This is a genomic window from Bradyrhizobium sp. CB1717, assembly GCF_029714325.1.
Taxonomy (GTDB): domain Bacteria; phylum Pseudomonadota; class Alphaproteobacteria; order Rhizobiales; family Xanthobacteraceae; genus Bradyrhizobium.
The window spans coordinates 626,568-647,083 of the sequence record NZ_CP121666.1; the positions used below are offsets into that span (position 1 = coordinate 626,568).

At 66.2% G+C, this 20,516-nt stretch carries 13 protein-coding genes; 4 read left to right on the forward strand and 9 right to left on the reverse strand.

Annotation, left to right across the window (positions count from 1 at the left end; all coding sequences use genetic code 11):
* Nucleotides 1-42: 42 nt before the first annotated feature.
* Nucleotides 43-1,740 carry a GMC oxidoreductase gene (locus QA649_RS02910; protein ID WP_283022883.1) on the reverse strand — a complete coding sequence of 566 codons (1,698 nt, stop codon included), beginning with the start codon at nt 1,738-1,740 and terminating at the stop codon, nt 43-45.
* Between the two features lie 123 nt (nt 1,741-1,863).
* Nucleotides 1,864-2,223: a hypothetical protein gene (locus tag QA649_RS02915; protein WP_283022884.1), complete on the reverse strand. Its 360-nt coding sequence runs from the start codon at nt 2,221-2,223 to the stop codon at nt 1,864-1,866.
* A gap of 428 nt (nt 2,224-2,651) precedes the next feature.
* On the opposite strand from QA649_RS02915, the gene QA649_RS02920 reads away from it, so the two are divergent.
* Nucleotides 2,652-3,044 carry a Spy/CpxP family protein refolding chaperone gene (locus QA649_RS02920; protein ID WP_283022885.1) on the forward strand — a complete coding sequence of 131 codons (393 nt, stop codon included), beginning with the start codon at nt 2,652-2,654 and terminating at the stop codon, nt 3,042-3,044.
* A 121-nt stretch (nt 3,045-3,165) separates the two neighbouring features.
* Here the strand turns inward: QA649_RS02920 and QA649_RS02925 are convergent, their stop codons facing one another.
* Together QA649_RS02925 and QA649_RS02930 are read right to left on the reverse strand one after the other, a co-directional pair.
* Entirely contained in the window at nt 3,166-5,829 is a 2,664-nt protein-coding gene (locus QA649_RS02925; RefSeq protein ID WP_283022886.1) for an EAL domain-containing protein, read from the reverse strand.
* A 233-nt stretch (nt 5,830-6,062) separates the two neighbouring features.
* Nucleotides 6,063-6,758: a hypothetical protein gene (locus QA649_RS02930; protein WP_283022887.1), complete on the reverse strand. Its 696-nt coding sequence runs from the start codon at nt 6,756-6,758 to the stop codon at nt 6,063-6,065.
* A 183-nt stretch (nt 6,759-6,941) separates the two neighbouring features.
* Between QA649_RS02930 and QA649_RS02935 the strand changes: the two genes are divergently transcribed.
* A complete protein-coding gene (locus tag QA649_RS02935; RefSeq protein WP_283022888.1) occupies nt 6,942-7,964 on the forward strand; it encodes a LysM peptidoglycan-binding domain-containing protein in 1,023 nt (340 codons plus the stop codon).
* Nucleotides 7,965-8,135: 171 nt separating this feature from the next.
* Nucleotides 8,136-9,404 (forward strand): Spy/CpxP family protein refolding chaperone, encoded by a 1,269-nt coding sequence (locus QA649_RS02940; RefSeq protein ID WP_283026240.1) that lies wholly within the window; start codon nt 8,136-8,138, stop codon nt 9,402-9,404.
* Here the strand turns inward: QA649_RS02940 and QA649_RS02945 are convergent, their stop codons facing one another.
* The 3 genes from QA649_RS02945 to QA649_RS02955 all read right to left on the reverse strand — a co-directional run bounded on the left by QA649_RS02945 (nt 9,405) and on the right by QA649_RS02955 (nt 15,301).
* On the reverse strand, nt 9,405-10,271 hold the full coding sequence (locus QA649_RS02945) for a hypothetical protein (protein WP_283022889.1): 867 nt from the start codon (nt 10,269-10,271) through the stop codon (nt 9,405-9,407). It lies immediately after the preceding gene.
* 303 nt (nt 10,272-10,574) lie between these two features.
* On the reverse strand, nt 10,575-13,022 hold the full coding sequence (locus QA649_RS02950; protein ID WP_283022890.1) for an adenylate/guanylate cyclase domain-containing protein: 2,448 nt from the start codon (nt 13,020-13,022) through the stop codon (nt 10,575-10,577).
* Between the two features lie 212 nt (nt 13,023-13,234).
* Complete coding sequence (locus tag QA649_RS02955; RefSeq protein WP_283022891.1) at nt 13,235-15,301, reverse strand: AsmA family protein; 2,067 nt, start codon at nt 15,299-15,301, stop codon at nt 13,235-13,237.
* Between the two features lie 235 nt (nt 15,302-15,536).
* Here QA649_RS02955 and QA649_RS02960 point away from each other — a divergent pair, with 235 nt between their 5' ends.
* The gene (locus tag QA649_RS02960; RefSeq protein WP_026312449.1) at nt 15,537-16,211 is read left to right on the forward strand and encodes a Crp/Fnr family transcriptional regulator; all 675 of its coding nucleotides are present in this window, start codon (nt 15,537-15,539) and stop codon (nt 16,209-16,211) included.
* Nucleotides 16,212-16,297: 86 nt separating this feature from the next.
* Here QA649_RS02960 and QA649_RS02965 read toward each other — a convergent pair whose 3' ends face one another.
* Entirely contained in the window at nt 16,298-19,447 is a 3,150-nt protein-coding gene (locus QA649_RS02965; protein ID WP_283022892.1) for an efflux RND transporter permease subunit, read from the reverse strand.
* On the reverse strand, nt 19,447-20,376 hold the full coding sequence (locus QA649_RS02970; RefSeq protein ID WP_283022893.1) for an efflux RND transporter periplasmic adaptor subunit: 930 nt from the start codon (nt 20,374-20,376) through the stop codon (nt 19,447-19,449). The genes QA649_RS02965 and QA649_RS02970 overlap by 1 nt, the downstream gene beginning before the upstream one ends.
* Between the last annotated feature and the right edge of the window lie 140 nt (nt 20,377-20,516).

Genomic DNA, 20,516 nt, shown 5'->3' on the forward strand with positions numbered 1-20,516 from the left:
AAGAGCGCGCCTTTGCCCACCCTACGAAACCGTCGCCGCAGTTCACTGCACCATCGCCGCAGCGATCTTCTCCGCCGTCATCAGCACCGGGAAATTGGTGTTGGCGCACGGCACCACCGGGAAGATCGAGGCGTCGACGACGCGCAGTCCCTGGATGCCCTTGACGCGGCCCTGGTTGTCCACCACCGCCATCGGATCGTCGGCCCGGCCCATGCGGCATGAGCAGGAGGCGTGCCAGACCCCGATGGTCGCCTTGCGCACGAAGGCTTCCAGCGCCTCGTCGTCGTTCATCACCTGGTCGAAGGTGAAGCCCTCGACCACGAAATTGTCGATCAGATAGTGACGCAGTGCTGCCGGCCCGTCCATCAGCGTTGCGGCGATCTTGGTGAAGATCCTGTTCTTGGTGTTGACCACGCCGATCTTGCGGACCTTGTCGGTGTAGGCGGCCGGGAACGGCTTGTCCGTCACCTTCTTCACGATGTCGCTCATCTGAATGGCCGCCATCTTGCGGAAGCCGTCCATCAGGCGATCGAGATCGCGCCGATCAGACAAGAGATTGAACTCGACGATCGGTTCGGCTGTGGGGTCACGCGAGGCAAGCTTGACCTGTCCGGTCTCCGAATAGGTCTTGTTGACGAAGGTCAGCAGCGAGCCGATCTGCTCGCCGACCGCATGCCAGGCGGATTTGCTGAGCAGGACAACGAACATGTCGCCCTTCGGTACGCCGGCGAGGCCCGACGAATAGCGCAGGCCGAGCTGCATGTGGCGCCTGGTGTGCTCGTTCATGCGCGCGCCGCGGCGGACGAAGGACGACAGCGAGATCGAGGGATGGTCCATCAGCCGCTGGCCGACGCCCGGCAAGCCCGTCAGCACGGGAATGCCCAAATCCTTGAGATGGCCGACCGGTCCGATGCCGGCGCGCAGCAGATGTGCCGGTGAATGAATCGCGCCGCTGGAGAGGATGATCTCGCGTCCGCGGAATTCCTGCTCGCGTCCGTCGACCACGGCCTTCACGCCGACGCATTGCGTGCCTTCGAACAGCAGCTCCCTCACCTGCGTGTTGGTGGAGATCGTCAGGTTCGAGCGCTTGCGCGTGTCGCGATCGAGATAGCCCATCGCCGCCGAGACGCGTTGCTCGGCCTGGTTGGAATGCGTCACCGGGAAATAGCCGTCGACGAACTCGCCGTTCTGGTCCGGCACGAATTGATGGCCGGCCTGCTGGAAGGCGTCGGCGAATGCTTGCGAATGCCGCGTCCAGTGCTCCCTGGGAATTCTGCGCACCGGAATGCGGCCGTCCTTGCCGTGATACGGCCCGTCGAAATCGAGATCGCGCTCGACCTTCCTGAAGAAGGGCAGCACGTCGTTCCACCGCCAGCCCTCGGCGCCGCGCGCATCCCACTCGTCGTAGTCGGTCGGCGCGCCGCGATTGGCCATCTGGCCGTTGATCGACGAGCCGCCGCCCAGCACGCGCGCCTGCTCGTACTTGCGCAAGGGCGGACGCGCTTCGTTCGGATTGTTGTGGCTGACGACCTGCGTCGTGACCTTGAGCTCGGTCCAGTGGAAGCGCGGGTCGAAATAGGCGGTGCCCGGATAGCTGTCCCTGATCTCGGCCGGCTCGTTGCCGGGTGGTGTGTCCTGTCCGGCCTCGCAGAGCAGGACCTTGTTGGCACTCTTCGCGGAGAGCCGGTGGGCCAGCACGGACCCCGCCGAGCCGCCGCCGACGATGATGTAGTCGTACACGATTGGCGCTTCCTCTTGTTCTTGCAAGAAGAAGCTAGCGTGGATTTATCGTGAGGTCACCTCACCGCAATCGTCGGTGCGCCATGAACGCCACGAATGGCCCGCGGCATGTGAGCCCGGATCTCACGTCATGCTGCCCGGCATGAAGCAGCGGATCATGGCGCGGCCGTTGACGTAGTAGGGCCACACGAAAGTACGACCGGCGCGGTTCGGCTCCTTGATCACGGCATCGTCAGGCACGGTGATCCACTCGCCCAGAAGGCGAACGCGGTAATGTCCGTCCAGCGTGTCCCAGTCGACCTCATCCAGCGCGGTGCCGTCGGCATCGGCGCAGCACGGACCTCCAGCTTTGCTTTTCAGGCTTTCAAACCAGCCCTTGAGCGGAGAATTCGCGTAGCGACCGTCGTCGCGGGCCTCCGCCGACAGGCCGATCATGGCGATAGCCGTCAGCAGAGGAATCATCCTGAAGGTCACGATCGCCATCTCGCCTCGCTCGATCCGCGCACGCGCGCAACAACGCAGGCGCAAGTCGCCTGCGATGCGTGTGATGTGATGCTGGCTGACGCTCGCCGGTCACGTTCCGGCCAGTTCGGCGGAACGACAACCGCGATCCTCAGCGTTTGATCCTATTTTGTTTTGCGGAAAGGAGCCGGCCATCATCGCGCAATTACAGGTGGAGAGATCGGCCACAATTCCTTCTCCAGGTCCCTTGATTTGAATCAATGTGACATCGTCCTGCCGACCATTGTTAGCGTGGTGCCTGGGGGCTACTCACCTAGGAGGTCGCCGATGATGAAAATAGTAGTGATCGGAACAGCTGCACTCCTTTTGCCGCACCGTCGATTGCCAGCGCGCAAGCTCCGTCCCCTGCGACGCCAGAACGGCTCAATGCAGTGGACCGCAATACACTGATGGACATGCGGATCGATTTGACCAAGGCCGCATTGCAGCTGACACCTGACCAGGAAAAGCTCTGGCCGCCTGTCGAGAGCGCCATTCGTGCCAGAGCGGAGGATCGGAAGGCCCGTGTTGCAAAAATCTCGGAAACGGTGGGTCGACGGGCCGACCAAAATGCCGTCGAAACCATGCGTAATCGCGACCCCATCGCCTTCCTGCAACGACGCTCGGAGGCCTTGGCTCAACGATCAGCCGATTTGGACAAACTCGCCGAGGCGTGGCAGCCACTCTACAAGACCCTCAATCCCGAGCAGAGGCAGCGCATGGGGGCCCTCGCGGTCCTTGTACTTCACGACATGAGCGATGTCGTGGAGCGACGTCGTGCGCAGGCCGAGGACGAGGACTGAAGCAGGATGTTGATTCATACAAGCCGCGTGATGATCTGAACCTGCGCGGCTAACTAACTTTAAGCCTGGGGATGTCCCCTTTGCCAAGGTCGACATCCCCAGGCCGCGTGCGCGACCTGATCTAGGCCGCTGCCGCCTGCGCCGACAGCAGCTGCTTCAGCTTCGCCGCCGGCACGGCCGGGCTGAACAGCCAGCCCTGCATCTGGCTGCAGCCGAGCTGTCGCAGCACCTCGCGCTGGGCCTCGGTCTCGACGCCTTCCGCCGTCGTCGCCATGTGGCGGGCGGCGGCCATGTGCACCACGGCCTGCACGATCGGCGAGGAATCCTCGGGCTCGCCGATGTCGCTGATGAAGCTGCGGTCGATCTTGATCTTGTCGAAGGGGAAGCGGTGCAGATAGCTCAGCGACGAATAGCCGGTGCCGAAATCGTCGAGCGCGATGCGCACGCCGAGTTCGCGCAGTTGCTGCAGGATCGTCAGCGCCTCCTCGTCGTCGCGAATGAGGACGGTCTCGGTGATCTCGAGCTCCAGCCGACCTGGTGCTAGGCCGGACTCCGCGAGCGCGGCTGCCACCTTCAAGGCCAGTGACCGCGACCGGAACTGCACCGGCGAGACGTTGACGGCGATGTGGATATTGCCCGGCCAGCTCGCAGCCTCATTGCAGGCCTGCCTCAAGACCCATTCGCCGATCTCGCCGATCAGGCCGGTGTCCTCCGCGACCGGAATGAAATCCGCCGGCGAGACCATGCCGCGCTCGGGATGGCGCCAGCGCAAAAGCGCTTCGCAGCCGGTGACGACATTGGCGGCGAGATCGACCAGCGGCTGGTAATGCACCTCGAACTCGCAGCGGGCGAGCGCCTGGCGCAGATCGAGCTCGAGCTGGCGGCGCTGCCGCGCCTTGGCGTCGTATTCGGGCACGAAGATGCGGAAGGTGCCGCGCCCCTCCGATTTCGCCGCGTACATCGCGAGATCGGCGCGCTTGAGCAGGTCGTCGAGATTGTCGCCGTGCTCCGGTGCGATCGCGACGCCGATGCTGGCGTCGGTCAAAACTTCCTGGCCCTTGCAGCTCACGGGCGCGCGCAACGCCGACAGGATCGTGTCCGCCAGCCTCGTCAACTCGGCCTGATCGTTTGTGCCGGCCTTGACGATGGCGAATTCGTCGCCCCCTAAGCGCGCGACGAGATCGTTGCCGCTGACGCAGGCGCGCAAGCGGCTGGCGACCTGGCGCAGCAGCTCGTCGCCGACCTCGTGTCCCAGCGAATCGTTGACGCCTTTGAACTCGTCGACGTCGATATAGAGGATCGCGAACGGCCTGCCCTGGGCAAGCTCCGCGACGCGGCGTTCCAGATGGCTGCGCATCAGCACGCGGTTGGGCAGGTCGGTCAGCGCGTCGTAATGCGCCATATGTGCGATGCGTTCGTCGGCGCGGATGCGCTCGGTGACGTCGTCATGCGTGGCGAGCCAGCCGCCGGCGGCGCCGGGCTGGTTCTTGATCTCGATCAGGCGGCCGCCACCCGTCTCGACGATCGTACTGTGGGTCTGCTCGACGCTGCCCAGGATGCCGTCGCAATAGGCATCGACGTCGCCGTCGAAGGAGCCGGTGTCATGGCGGTGCTGGATCACGTCGCGGAAATGGGCGCCGGGCTTCACGATGTCGGCCGAGAGGCCATACATCTCGATGTAGCGCCGGTTGCAGACGATCAGGCGCTCATCCTGGTCGAACATCAAGAGGCCCTGCGTCATCGTGTTCATCGCGGTGTCGAGCCGCTGCTTCTCGACCGAGAGCCTGTGCGTCATCTGGCGGAAGATCAGGAACAGCGTTAGCACCAGCAGTCCGATCGACGTCACGGCGACGGCGACGAAGAATTTCGTCTGCGTTCGCCAGGTGGCGAGCGTCGCGTCCAGAGATTTGGTGGCGACCACGACCAGCGGCTCGCCGGCCAAAAGGCGCGAGGCGACGATGCGGTCCTTGCCGTCGATCGGGCTCGCGAGCTGCCTCGTGACGAAGGTGCGCTCGAACACCGCCATCTGCTCCGGCGTGCCCTGGCGAAAATTCTGCCCGATCATGGCATCGACATGCGGGATGCGCGCGAGCAGCTGGCCGTTCTGGTGGTGCATCGCGATCGAGGATTCCTCGCCGAGCCCGGTCGAGGCGAAGAAGGATTCGAGCTGGTCGGGCGCAATCGCGCGCGTGACGATGCCGAGGAACTCGCCGTGCGGTCCGGAGACGCGCCGCGCGAACACGATCGCCGGTCCGTTGCCGAGCCGGCCGGGAACGACCTCGATCTCTTCCTGCGCGATCGGATCGTTCTTGAGCCGCTTGAAATAGCCGCGGTCGGCGACCGAGACGTCGGCGACCGGCCAGCGCCGCGACGAATTGATCAGCACACCCTCGGAATCGAACACATTGGCGCCGGCGACGTCGGTCCAGCCGCTGGCCTTTGCGCGCAGCGCTTCATGCACGGCGAGCGTGCTCATCTGGCTGCGGAACAGGTCGGCGGACTCGATCCCATGGCTCTCGAGCTCGGCGATGACGCTCTTCTGGAACACGGCGAAATCCGCGAACTCACGGTCGTAGTGCCGGGTGAGCAGCCGCACCGCGCTCTCGAGACTGTCGCGACCGCTCTCGATCGCATTCTGCCGGAAGCGGTCGACGGTGAGCGCGGTGCCGATGCCGGTCGCAAGCATCAGCACGAAGCCGCCGGCAATCAGCCATGTCAGCGGCGCCCCGCGCCAGCGGCGCAGCAGCGCACGCATCCGCGCGGTCCATCGGATCGATGTGCCCATCCAGCCCTCCCGTGGGATGCAAGATGCAGCAAAACCGACAAGACCCCGTTACCATGGAGGGTTAGGAAAAGATGAATCGGAGTGGAATCAGGGGGTTGGTTCCCTCGCAGTCCGTAGGGTGGATTAGCGGAGCGTAATCCACCTCTTCTGCTCCCGCGGACGCGAACAGTGGCGGGTTACGCCAGCGGACCGCGCTTCGCGCAGCCACTGGCTAGCCCACCCTGCAAAACGCCCTACCGCCTGATCTCCCACTCCAGCGCTTTCGCGTTCTCCTTGGCGAACATCTTGGGCACGTCGAAGGTCCCGGTCTTGAGGTCGTAGCGGCAGCGCCAGTTGGCTAGTCCCTTCACCGCGACGTTCTTCGGATGCTTGTCCATTTCGCCCGACAGCGAGATCAGCAGGTAGCGGTTGTTGGGCCAGTCGACGCCCAGCCAGCGATAGCCGTCCTCCGTGCCTTTCATGAGATTGGCCGAGATGTGGTAGTCGAGCTTCATCCTCTTCGTGTCGGGCCGGCTGTGGAAATAGTCCCAGGCGAGATCGCTGAGCGACTTCTTCGTCGCGTTCACGAAGGCGCCGTTCTCGACATGGTAGAGGAACAGATCCTGCTCGCCCGAGCCGGTCTTCTGCATCCGCACCAGCCACTGCGAGTCGCTGGTGAAGCGGAAGCCGGCACCGTAGCCCTGCTCCGGCTTCAACTCCGTCATCTGGTCGCCGCGCCGCGCCCAGACCTGCCACTTGACGCCGAACAGGTCTTCACTGTCCTTCATGTACTGCTCGAGCTTGGTGGCGCCGTCGGGCGAGGTGAAGGCGAGGTCGGCATCGTCGGTGAGGACGAACCCCGGCGGCGGGCCGGAGGCCGCGAGTGCGGGGGAGGCGGCGAGCATCAGGGCGAGCGCCAGCCATGGCGCGGTTCGAAAGGATGACGTCATGGAAAAATCCTTGAAAAATAGCCGCTGCGCGGCCTCGCTCATTTGACGCCGGAGGGAGCGCGCCGGTTCACCCGCAGCGGGCGGAAACGATGGCCGATCATCCCTTCGGGCGACTTGCTGCCGTAACCAAATCGGCGCAGGCTACGGTCATCGGCTGATTTGCCAGCAAGGATTCGACTTCTGATGATGACCGCAACCAAGGCCCTCATTGCGTTCTGCCTGCTCGCGGTGGTCGGCACCGTCCTTGTGATCGGTCCCACCGAGCTGCGCCGCCTGTTGCCGGGCGGAGCGGGCACCGAGATCGCTGTCGCCGCCAGGCCCGAAGTCAAGGCGGAGACCAAGCTTGAGCCCAAAGCCGCAACCAAGGCCGAGCCGAAGCCCGAAGAACCGAAGCTCGCCGCCGCGCAGCCCGCGCCATCCCCGGCGCCGGCCGCAGCGCCGAAGCCGACGGGGCCCGTGGCCGAAACCCAGAAGCAGGTCACGGCCGCGCTCGCCGATCTCGCGCCGGTCAAGCCGCAGCCCTCCGCGACCGACGCCGGGCCCCGGTTCGACGTCGCCCGCGTCGACGATCATGGCGAGGCGGCGGTGATCGCGGGCCAGGCCGCGCCGGGGTCAAAGGTCGAGCTGTTGCGCGACGGCCAGCCGCTTCATTCGGTCACGGCCGATGCGTCGGGCCAGTTCGTCATGACGCCGCCGCAGCTTCCCGCCGGCAGCTACGAGCTGACGCTGCGTTCCAGGGCGCCCGATGGCACCGTCACGCAGTCCAGCCGGACCATGCCGGTGACGATCGCGGAAATCGCGCCGCCGCCCGCGCGACCCGTGCCGGTTGCGAAGCAGGCCGAGAAGGTGGGCGACAAATCGGACGTCGTGGCGTCGCTGCCATCGGCCGCACCGCATTTGGCGTCAACGTCTTCCGCGGTTCGGCCCAGGATGATGGGCGCGACAAAGCCAAGAGCCATGGCGCGGGTGCCGGCGGCCACGACAGTCGCATCGGCCTCGCCGGCGGACGCCCTCACCGCCGGACCGACTGAAGCGGGCGGCAGCCGTGTGATCTCCCGCGGCGACAGCCTGTGGGCGCTGAGCCGGCTGGCCTATGGCGACGGTGCCCGCTACGCGGTGATCTTCAAGGCCAACCGCGACAAGATCCACAATCCGAACTTGATCTACCCCGGCCAGACGTTCGTGTTGCCGCAAAAGCCGCAGTGAGCGCGGCGCCCAGCACTGCGACTATCGGCATACTCTCTCCTGCGACGGTTTGATCGTCGCATGTCGGGAACCTTTGGTTCCCCTGCGCGTCATCTTGAGTGCGACGCATTGCGTGCGTCGTGCAGGAGGGAGGGCCAGGACGTGGCCAAGTCAGCGCTCGGGTCTGCGATCATGTCGGGACGCATGGAGCTGGTGCTCGCTGGCGCGACCCTCCTGATTGCGGCAGTGCTGCTGCCGAATACGGCGCAGGCACAGTTCGGGCTGCGCGGCGGTCCGCTCGGTGTCGCGCGGTTCGCGGTCGGTCACGTCATCGGTATGTCGCGCATGCGCCACGCCCGCATGGCGGTGCGCGGTGGCCGCTACCGTTCCGCTGCGTTGCGATCCCAGGATCCGCGCGGCGCCGAGCGCGGGCAGCCTTCCAATCCTTACATCATCCGTGCGGCTCTCTCGGCGCAAGCCGCGCTCGCGGGCTGGCACGGCGGCCGCCGCCCGCAGGGCTGGTGGCGTCATCCCGACGGCAGCTATGGCTGGGCCGGCCCGGTGTTCTGGCCGTTCGCACATGACGATCTCGCCAACGCCGTCATCTTCGCCGACACCACCGGCATCTCGCTGTACGGCTATGGCGACATCTATGCCGCGCTCTTCTCGCCCTATGCCGCCACCGAGCTCGCCGCCTACACCGCGCCGCAAGGCAGGCGCGCGCGAAAGATTCCTTCGGCGCAGAACATCTGCGATGTCAGCGATCCCGCCGGCTTCCCCGCGGATCTCATCGCCGCCGCCGTGCACCCCAACGAATTGCAGCGCACCGCGCTCGACGAGCTCGTGAGCGCCTGGCAAGCTGCCCGCGACAGCATTCGCGCGACCTGCCCGACAGAGGTGCCAGCGACCGCAGCGGAGCGCCTCGGTCTGATGCGCGAGCGCCTCGTCGTCATGATCAAGGCGATGGACACGCTTGCGCCGCCGCTCGCGAAATTCGAGGGGCTCCTCGACGAGCGCCAGAAGGCAAAGCTCGACGGGCTGGCCAAGGAACGCCGCGCCGCGCTCGCAGCAGGTCAGCCCAGGGATGCGCAGGCCGCGAGCGCCTGCGATCCGAACAGCGATCCCCGCTATGACGAGAAGCTGCAACGCCAGTATGAGCAGCTCGTGCAGCAGCAATGGCCCGTCGCGGATATGGCCACCACGCTTCGCCTGGACGAGATCGCGCGCGCCCGCCTCGACGTGCTCCAGGACACCACGCTGCGCACCATGGAGACGCTGAGCGCCTGCCCGACCAGGCCCGCCGAGACGCCGCAAGGCCGCCTCACCGAGGTGAAGGCACGGCTGCAGAAGATGCTGCAAGCAGTGAACGGCGTCGCTGACGCGCTCGACGATTTCGAGGCGGACTTGAGCGACGAGCAGAAGGCGGGCTTCGAGGCCATCGGGCCGAAGCGGGGGGTGTGATCACCCGCACGCCCAGTCGAACTTCATATCCCTGAAGTCGAGCTGTGCATTGCCGCTGCCGAAATTGTAGCCGCCGAAATATTCCTCGAACTCGATGTAGAACGGGCTCATCTCCGGCACCGCCTGGCAGGGCCGCATGGTGCCGCCGAGATGGTTGTGGGCGTGGTCCTTGCTCCAGTCGTGCAGGCGGAAATTCTCGGAGGTCGGGACGCCGCCGACAAAGTAGTAGTAGGACTGATAGTCGCTCGGCGGGTTGCGTGGGATGTGCGGATCCTGCGGGGCCTTGCCGGCGTTGGGATCGGTCGCGCGCGGCATCAAGGCGATCGCGAGGTTCTCTGCCAGATCGGCCCGCGGAGGGCGGGCGAACATCTTCTGCGCGAAGGGCGCGGCGGCCGCGAAGAAAGCGCTGGCGCCGCCGACATCGAGCCAGCGCGGCCGCTCCGCCGTCGCAAGCGCGAGCGGCGCGGGCGGCGTCGCAAACGCGCCCTCGTATTCGGCTTTGGTCAGCAGCAGCGCGGCATATTCGTAGTCGAGGATGTCGGTCATGCGCGACAACCGCGGATGCGCAGGCCGCGCCAGCACCGCCTCGCGGATTTCGGGGTCACCGGGCGCACCGCCGTCATTGTGATCGGGCGCGGTCGCGAAGAACGACACCGCGACGATGCCCTCGCCATGCACGCGATAATCCTCCGGCAGCAGAAGCGTAAACCCGTGCATCAGCGGAAAGCCGGTGACGGGATCGAGCGGCCATTGCTCGCTCGTGATCCCCGGCGGCAACCCATAGACCCAGCCCTGATCGCGCGCCCGGTCGGCGGGCCGGTCCAGCATCTGCAGATCATAAGCGCGCGAAGGCAAGGCAAGCGTCACGGGTCATCTCCCACGAAATCCGTTGAGGCGATGGTTAGTCGCAAAGAGCGGAGATGTGGTTCGTGGGGGGAAACTGGGAGGCGATGCCATTCTGCCGGTGTTTTGCCCGACGGGTCATCGCAGTCCGGCACCCGCGCAAGTCATTGATCTTGCAGACCCCGTCTACTGTGCATGGGGTTGTTTTCGACTTTTTGTTTGGTCTCGTAGCCCGGATGGAGCGAAGCGCAATCCGGACCGCTGTTGCTTGTGGCACGACCCCGGATTTCGCTGCGCTCCATCCGGGCTACGATGTCGTCGCGGCGATTACCCTCGTCGCCGCACCGCAGCCGCATCCACCACGTTCTCCACCTCCTCGCGCCAGCTCAAAATCTCCATCGCCAGCACCGGGTGATTGAAGCCCTTGAGCTGGAGATCGTCGAGCGCGCGGGCCTCGACCCAGGGCTCGACCATGCCGTAGACGCGGCGGCTGACCACGATCTGGTTGGGCTTGGCCTCGCTGCAGAGGCGGGAGGCGAGGTTGGTGACGCTGCCGATCGCGGCATATTCCAGCCGTTGCTCGAAGCCGACCTGGCCGAGCGTGGCATAGCCGAGCGCGATGCCGATGCCGAAGCCGAGGCTGTGGCCGCGGTTGCGCCAGCGCTCGGTCAGCGGGCCGATGGTGTCGCGCATCTCCACCGCCATCTTCACCGCGCGCTGGGTGTGGTCCTCGAACTGGATCGGCGCGTTGAACAGGATCATCACGCCGTCGCCGGCATATTTGTCGAGCGTGCCCTCGTATTTGAAGATCAGCTTGCCGAGCGCCGCGTGATACTCGCGCAGCACGTTCATGGCCTCTTCCGGCTCGGTCGCTTCCGTGAATGCGGTGAAGCCGCGCAGGTCGCAGAACACCACGGTGACCTCGCGGCGCTGGCTGGTGAGCAGTCCCTCGGGGCTGTCGGAGGAGGCGATCAGCTGCGCCACCTGCGGCGCCAGGAAGCGTTCGAGCTTGCGGATGCGCTCGATCTCGCCGAGCTGGGTCTCGACGCGCTCCTCCAGCGACTTGTTCCAGTCCTTGAGCTGCTCGGTCTGCACGCGCAGCTTGTCGGCCTGGGCGCGCACGGTCTCGTGCGCCGCTTCCAGCGCGTGGCTCTTGTGATCGACCTCGGTGAACAGCCGCGCGTTGCGCATCGCCAGCACCGCCTGGTTGGCGAAGGTGCGCATCAATCCGATGAGGCTGCCGGCGAACTCGCCACTGGGGCGTCGCAGCACCACCAGCGCGCCGAGCGTGCCCTGCTGGTCGACCAGCGGCACCACCAGCACCGAGTGGAAGCCGGCAGCGATCGCGGCATCGCGCAGCGGCTGCCCGGCCGCCTGCTCGAGATCGGCAAGCGCGATCGGCTCGCCGCTTCTGGCGGCATCGCTCAGGATGTTGTCGCCTTCGTCGATGGTGACATGGGCGCCCTCGGCCGATCTGTCGATGCCGCCCGCTTCCACCAGGTTGAACCGGCGTGCCTCGGCGTCATAGCCGTAGATCAGCACCGCATCGGCGTGGGTGATCTCGATCGCGCGCGCGGCGATGGTCGGCAGCACGGCGTTGAGATCGAGCGAGGAGGAAACCGCGCGGCCGACCTCTTCCAGCACCTTGAGCTCGTGGTTCGACTGCGCGAGGTCGCGGGTGCGCTCCTCGACCTTGGTCTCCAGGTTCGAATAAGTCTCCTGGAGCTGCGTGGCCATGCGGTTGAACTGGCCGGCGAGGTCTTCCAGCTCGTCGGAGGTGTGCACGTCGATGCGATGGCTGAAATCGCCTTCGCCGAGCTTGTGCGCACCGTCGCGCAATGCGGTGATCGGGATGATCATGCGGCGTGCCAGCAGCGTGCCGGCGAGGATCGCGACCATCAGGCCCATGCCGATCAGAAGCGCGATGCGCACCAGCTGATCGCGGATCGGCGTCAGGGCCTGCGTGGTCGGCTGCTCGAACATCACGCTCCAGCCGAGCTTTGGCACGGTGCTCGCAGCTGTCAGCACCTCATGACCGTTGAAGTCGGTGCCCGACGTCTCGGGCGTGCCGCCGGGCGAAATCGCGGCGGCCACCTGCGGCAGCTTCGACAAATCCTTGCCGACATCCGGACCTCTGGCGGACGTCGCCAGCACGCGGCCGCGCGGGTCGACCACATAGGCGAAGGCGGCCTTGCCGACCTGGGCGTCGGACAGGAAGTCGGAGAGGAAGCCGAGGTCGATCTCGGCGACCGTGACGCCGGCGTTGAAGCCGGAATGCGCCACCGAGATCGACATGAACGGCGTCCGGTCGGAGAACCAGGCCGGCGCGTAGCTGACGCCGCGCGCGACGGTGTCGGTGAAGCGCATGTCGCGGGAGAGGTCGGCATTGCCACCGGTCGTGGTCGACTGCCGCGAGACGCGCAGCACCTCGCGGCCGTCGCCGTTGAGCTGGAACAGCTGGTTGACGACCGAGACCTGGTGCAGCAGCTGGGCGTAATCGGCGCGGCGCTTCTCGAGCGTGTCCTGGCTCGCCCGCGTCACCCAGCTGATCTGGCGCTCGAGCTCGGAGATCGACTGTTCGATCCGCCGGGCCGCGGCCTGCGCCTTGTCCTCCAGCCCGCCGGTCAGTTGCGTCTTGGTGGCGCGATAGGAGATCCAGGTCTCCATCGCGCCGTTGACGGCCAGCACGAACACGACGAGGCCGACGAGGGAGACGACGTATTTGGCGAACAGGCCCTCGCGCAGAAACCGTGTCTTGTCGTTCGCCCCAGCCATCCGGATCCTCTTGCGCCATCGACGCTGGCGCTACGGGCCGTGCAGCCCAATTGCCCCTTCTACCACAATTTGGGCCAGCGGACGGGTGGACCGCCGGTGTGGTTACCCGTTGCGGACGCTGGGAGGGGTCGAAGGGTGGTGAATTGTCGCAGCCTCATCCGTTCGGAGGAAGCAGCGCACGGGGAAGCCGATGTAAGGGGATTGGCGTGAAATCATCGATTGAAGAGCTGCCGCAGCACGTCGTTCATCGGCTGACTGTCCTGCTGTGCCGCCGGCGGGTCGTCCTGGGCGGGGGACGCGGGCGAGGCCTGTGGCGCCGGGGTCGGCGGCATTGCCGGCAGGCTGCGGCTGCGGCCGGTGCCTGTCGCGGTGCCAGTGCCTGGTCCCGCACCACTGGACAGCCCCTGCTGGATCAGATTGCCGATCGCCTCGCCGAGAGGACCGCCGAGCAGGTTGTTCTGTCCCGGTTGCTGGGCCTGCGGATTCGCATTGCCGGTTGCATTGCCGCCGCCCGGCGCGGTGGCGCCGCCGAGACCCAGGCTTCCCAAAATATTGCCGAGCCCCGCGCCGTCAGGCCCGAACAGGCCCTTGCCCATCTCGCGCAGCTTGGCATAGGCAGCGTCCGGATTGTCGAGCATGCCGGCCATGTCAGGGTAGATCTTCGGCTGCGACCAGCTGCCCTGGATCATCACGGGGATGCCGAACCCGACCGGGTCGGAGGTGCGGCCCTGGCCTTCGGTCGTCATCACCAGCTTGGGCTCGACGCGAAAGCCCATCATCTTGGTGTCGAGCGCGATGGTGCCGGCGCCGGTCACCCGCACCAGCGGACCGATCAGGTTGAGATCGGTCGTCACGGCCTGCCCCTTGTCGATGCGGAAGGAGGCCGAGAGCTGCGACAAATCCGTGCTCTGCTCCTGGCTGGAGTCCTGGTTTCCTTGCCAGCCCGAAAGCGTTCCGGTCGTCAGCGAGCGGATCACCTGCGCGACATTGATGCCGCGGATGGCGCCGTCCTGGAAATTGACGAAGGCCGTGCCCTGCATGTTCGCCATCAGCGCGCGCTGACTGGTGCCGGCGCTGCGCAGGGCGAGCTTGGCCTGCAGCTTGCCGTCGATCCGGTCGAATTCGGCGAGCCCCTGCAGCAGCGGCAGCGCGCGCACGCCGACGAGGTCGGAATGCATGGCAAAGCTCGGCGCGCCGGTGGTCGCATCCAGGATCACCTCGCCCGAGACCTGGCCGCCATAGGCGCCGAGATTGGCGGTGCCGGCCTTCAGCACGCCGCCGGCGAGCTTTGCGTCGAGCGCCAGCGGCGCAAGGCGCGCATCGCCGATCACGGCCTCGTTCGCCGAGATCCTCACTTGCGCGTCGACGTAATTGAGCCCGGACACGTCGATCGGCGCATTGCTCCAGGGCTGTCCCGACGCACCATCAGGCGTTTTCGCCAGCGGGATCGCGAGGCGCTGGAAATCGAGATCGACCTTGACCAGCGGCTTGCTCGCGATGTCGACCGAAGCCCAGCCGTTGAAGGCGCCGTCGCCGAGCCGGCCGCTCACGCCGTTGATCATCACGACATCGCCATTGAGCCGCATCTCGGCATGGCCGGTGAGCTGGGACTTCAGCACGTCAGGCATGTCGATGGCGAAATCCACCGGAACGGTCGGCCGCTCGGCCGGTGGCGTCGGCGCCGTCGCCTTGATGTCGAACTTGGTCGGGTGATCGCCGACGCGCGCAGTGCCGGTGATGTCGACCTTGCGGTCGCGGCCGACGACGGCGTCGGCGTTGATGGCGCTGATGCGGCCCTCGACGCGGTCGCGCACGCGCGCGAATGCGACCTCACCGTCGATGAGCTTGACGCGGTCGATGGTCGCCCCGGCCGTGTCGAGCGTAACAGGCTTCGACGCGGCGCCGACGTTCGGCAGGCGCTCGCGCAGCAGCGGCTGGTAGAGCACGGGATGGGTGACGACGAGCTCGCTGATCCTGGGGGTGCCCGACCACACGCTGGAGAGCGACATGTCGGCCTGCACGCTGTCGACCGTCAGACGCGTGATGCCGCTGCGGTCCTTGGGGTCCTGGAGCGTGAGGTCGTTCAGCGTGACGTTCAGCGTCGGCCACAGGCTGATCTTCGTGGTGCCGTCGATCGACAGGCGATAGCCGGTCGCGCTCTCGACCCGGGCGGCAATCGTCGAGGTCAGGAAGCCCGAGGGGATTCCGACCACGAGCAGAAGCGCGATCACGATGATGATAGCGGCGACCGCGGCGCCGGCGAATTTCACTGCTCTCATGTCGACTTTCCAACGACGGACGAACGGCGCCGAACCCGGCCGCTCACCCGTCCCTTGCGCGTGAGTTTATCCCCGGACGGGAAGCCGCTCCAAGCGGTCAAAAATAGTCAGGGGGTGCTGCAAAGTTATGTGACTTATGACACACTTCTCCGGCGCGGTTTTACGCGATCCTGAAGTTGATGGTTCCAAGCGATTTGCCGGTGACGCTGACAAGCAAATTCACAAGGACGTTGAAATGAGCAAACAGGCCGAATTTGCGGTCATCCTGAAGATGAACCCGATGTTCGCCGATCTCGGCGCGGACGAGCTCCAGCGGCTGTCCAATCTTTGCCACACCCAGCATCTGGCGAACGGCGAGGTGCTGTTCCAGAAGGGCGATGCCGGGGATGCGCTGTTCGGGGTGCGCCGCGGCCAGGTCCGCATCGAGACCGGCGCCTCCGACGGCAGCCGGCTGACGCTCAATTTCATGGGGCCCGGCGATCTGTTCGGCGAGGTCGCGGTGCTGGACGGCCAGGACCGTACGGCGGACGCGACCGCAGGCGAAGCCAGCGAATTGTTCGTGCTGCGGCGCGAAGACTTTCTCGGCTTCCTCGAGCGCGAGCCCAAGGTCGCGATCAAGATCATCGCGCTGCTGTGCCAGCGCATCCGCTGGCAGAGCGAGCGTATGGAAGAGTCCATGCTGCAGCCGCTGCCGGTGCGCCTGGCGCGGCGGCTCTGCGCGCTCGCCGCCGATTTCGGCTCCGAAGTGCACATCTCGCAGGAGCAGCTCGGCGTCTTCGTCGGCGCCGCCCGCGAGAGCGTCAACCGCCAGCTCCAGGCCTGGCGCAAGGAAGCCATCCTCGATCTCCAGCGCGGCCGGATCCTGCTGCGGAACATGACCAAGCTGACGGCAATCGCGCGGAACGAGTAGGGGCTGGGCTGCTTCGCACGTCATGTAACGTCGGTAACTCAGATCGCGGGGCACGGGGCGGCACATGGCCGCCCATCGCGCGAATCCTACTCCGCCGCAGGGTGCACGATTTTCTTCGGCGCTGGCCCCGCTTCTGCAGGCGCGGCCCCGTGATGCTCGGCGGCCTCCGCATCCTCGCTGTGCACGATCAGCCGCTTGCCGAACCGCCAGATCAGGGCGCCGAGATCGTCCATCACCATGAACATCGCGGGCACGAACACCAGCGACAGGATGGTCGAGAAGAGCAGGCCGCCGATCACCGCGAGCGCCATCGGCGAGCGGAATTCGCCGCCGGCGCCGACCGCGAGCGCGCTCGGCATCATGCCCGCGGCCATCGCGATCGTGGTCATCACGATCGGGCGGGCGCGCTTCATGCCGGCGTCGATCATGGCCTCCTCGCGCGGCTTGCCGTCGCGGATCGCTTCGATCGCGAACTCCACCAGCATGATCGCGTTCTTGGTCACGATGCCCATCAGCATCAGGATGCCGATCCACACCGGCGTCGTCAGCTGCTTGCCGGTGATGAGCAGGGCGGCGATGGCGCCGCCGATCGAGAGCGGCAGAGAGAACAGGATGGTGATCGGCTGCAGGAAGGTGCCGAACAGCAGCACCAGCACGGCATAGACCATCATCAGGCCCGCCGTGATCGCGGTGGCGAAGCCGTCGGACAGCTCGTTGAGGCTTTCGGCATCGCCCGACGGTGAGACCTTCACGCTCTTCGGCAAGGTCTTCATCACGGGCAGGTCGTAGATCTTCTTGGTGGCGTCGCCGAGCGCGGCGGAGCCGACGAGATCGGCCGCGACGGTTGCCTGCCGCTCGCGGTCGTAGCGGTTGATGCTGGTTGGGCCCTGGTCGAGCTTGACGTCGGCGATGACCGAGAGCGGCACGCCGCCCTTCTCGCCGCGCTCGCCGAGCGGCACGCGCAATTGCTCGAGCGTCTTCAGATTGCCGCGCGCGGCGTCCTCGAGCTGCACGCGGATCGGCACCAGGCGGTCGCCGACGTCGAACTTGGCGAGCGCCGGCCCGACATCGCCGATGGTGGCGACGCGGATGGTCTGCGACAGGCTTTCTGTGGAGACACCGAGACGTGCGGCGAGATCGGCGCGCGGCTCGATGCGCAACTCGGGCCGCTCCAGCGTGGTTTCCGAGATCACGTTGGAGATGGTCGGAATCCGCTTCATCTGCGTCGCAAGCTCGCTGGCGACGTTGTTGACGATGTTGGCGTCGACGCCGGTCACGACCAGCGAGATCGCGCGCAGTCCGTTCTCGTCGAGGAACCAGAAACGGATGTCCGGAATGTTCTCCAGCTCCTGGCTGATCGAGAATTCCAGCTCGCGCTGGGTGATGTCGCGATCGGCCTTGGGCGTGTAGTTGATGATCAGAGCGGCGCGCCGGACTTCCTGGGTGCCGGGCGGAACGCGGCCGCCGTCGACGAAGATGCTCTTCACCTCGGGCCGCTTGCGCAGCCGCGCGACGATGTCCTCGGTGACCTTCTCGGTGTAGGCGAGCTGGGTGCCCGGCGGCAGCTCGAGCGCCAGCAGCGAGCGCGCGCTGTCCTGCGCCGGCAGGAAGCCCTGCGGCAGCAGCGTGATGCTCCAGATCGAGGCGGCGAAGATGCCGAAGCCGATCAGCACCGTGATGAAATAGTGCTTCACCGACCAGGCCACGATCCCATGATAGGACCGCAAGATGCGCCCGGGCGGCGGCTCCTCGTGATGGCCATGCTTGAGGAAGTAGGCGGCCAGCACCGGCGTGACGAAGCGCGCGGCGAGCAGCGAGAAGAACACCTGCACCGAGACGGTGATGCCGAACTGCTTGAAGAACTGCCCGGCGATGCCCGACATGAAGCTTGCGGGCGCGAAGATCGCGATGATGGTGAGCGAGATCGCGATCACGGCGAGGCCGATCTCGTCGGCTGCTTCCAGTGCGGCGCGGTAGGGCGATTTGCCCATGTTCATGTGCCGGACGATGTTCTCGATCTCGACGATGGCGTCGTCGACGAGAATACCCGTCGACAGCGTGATGGCGAGGAAGCTGACGAGGTTCAGCGAGAAGCCGAGCAGATCCATCGCCCAGAACGCCGGGAAGATCGACAGCGGCAGCGAGATCGCGGCGATGATGGTGGCGCGCAGGTCGCGCAGGAACAGCAGCACGATGACGACGGCGAGGATGGCGCCCTCGAACAGGGTCGAGATCGCCGCTTCGTAATTGCCGTTGGTGTATTCGACCGAGGTGTCGATCAGCTTGAGGTCGACGTCGGGATAGGCCGCCTTGAGCGCGTCGATGCGCTTCTGCACGGCGGCGGCGACCTTCACGTCGCTGGCGCCCTTGGAGCGCTTGATGCCGAGCGCGACCACGGGCTCGCCGTTGAAACGGGCGAAGGTGCGGCGGTCGGCGATGGTGTCGGTGACGGTGCCGAGATCGTCCAGCCGCACCTCGCCGCCGCCGAACAGCGGAACCATGGTGCCGGCGAGATCGCCCAGCGTCTTGGCGCCGGCGAGGGTGCGGATCGCCTGGTCGTTCTTGCCGATCTCGGCGCGGCCGCCGGCGACGTCGACATTGGTGCCGCGCAGGCTCTGGCTGACATTGACCGCGGTCAGTCCCATCGCCTGCAGGCGGTCGGGATCGAGCGAGACGAGAATTTCGCGCTCGACACCGCCGATGCGCTCGACCTGGGCGACGCCGCGCACGCCCTGCAGCGCGCGTTTGACCACGTCGTCGACGAAATAGGACAGCTGCTCCGGCGTCTTGCCGGGCGAGATCGCGGCATAGGTGACGATCGGCAGGCCGATCACGTCGACGCGCTGGATCAGCGGCTCGGTGACGTTCTGCGGCAGGTTCGAGCGCACGCGCGTCACCGCGTCCTTGACGTCGTTGAGCGCGCGGTCGGTGTTGGTCTCCAGTGCGAACTGGATGGTGGTCAGCGACAGGCCGTCGGTGATCTGCGAGGTGATGTGCCTGACGCCCTCGACGCCGGAGACCGCGTCTTCAATGGTCTTGGTGACCTGGGATTCGAGCTCGGCGGGCGCTGCGCCGAACTGCGACACCGCGACCGAGATCACGGGAATGTCGGCCGAGGGCAGCCGCGTCACCGCGAGCTTCACGAAGGAGGTCCAGCCGAGCACCAGCAGGATGATCGAAAAGACGACCGACGGCAGCGGATGACGGATAGACCATGCCGAAATATTGAGAGCCATCAGCGTACCCGCGTGCGATCGAGTTCATCGGCGAACATGGTCTTGATCTGGTCGCCGTCATGGAGCGAAGAGCCGGCATCGGCCACGACGATTTCGCCGACCTCGAGCCCTTCCAGGATTTCGGTCGCGGTATCGGACGACAGTCCGACCCGCACCTTGCGCGTCTCGACCGTGTTGCCTTTGACGACCTGCACGGTGAGATGGTCGATCGCGGTCTTGGGGACCGCGACGCCGCAGCTTCGCTTGGCGTCGATCGAGGCGCGGGCGAACACGCCGACCTTCAGCGAGGGATTGTTGGTGACGCTGATGCGGACGCGGCCGAGCTGCGTGGTGCGGTCGATCTCGGGCGCGACCAGCCGCACCCGTCCGATCAGATCGGGCGCGTCGTCGCGGCTGATGCGCACGGTCGCGCCGGGGCTGAGCTTGGGCATGTGGACCGCCGGAACCTGAGCGTCGAGCTCGATCTCGTTGTTGACGGCGATGCGGAACATCGGGCCGGCCTGCGGCGAAGCGGGCGCGCCGACGATGGTGCGCACCTCGGTGACGAGGCCCGGCGCAGGCGCCTTCAGCGAGATCGGGCCTTGCGGTCCCGGCCGCTGCGGCTGGCCCGGAATCTGCGGCGGCGCGGTCAGGCGCGCCAGCTCCTGGTTGTCGGTGACCAGAGTACCTTCAGTGACGAAGAGGTCGGTGACCCTGGAGCCTTCCTGGTCGGCGACGACCACGGCTTCGCGGCGCGGCACGAAGAAGCCGGTCACCCGCACGAGGTCGGAGAAGCAGGCATTGGTCGACTTCGTCACGATGACGAGCGCCGTGCTCGGCGTCTCCTTCACCTCGGGGCGGCGCCGATGCTCGAACAGATAATAGCCGACGCCGAGAGCCACGACGAAGGCCACGGTTCCGGCTGGCTTGAGATATTCGGAAAGGTTCATCGCCGGATCATCCTGGCCTGGCTCACGGCCGTCCGCACGAGGCCCATGAAGAGCATTTCCCTGAAATAAAGCGGCGTCCCGCAAGGCTGCGGGACGCGCTTTGGAAGCGAGACTTTACACCACATCACGACGGGTCACTG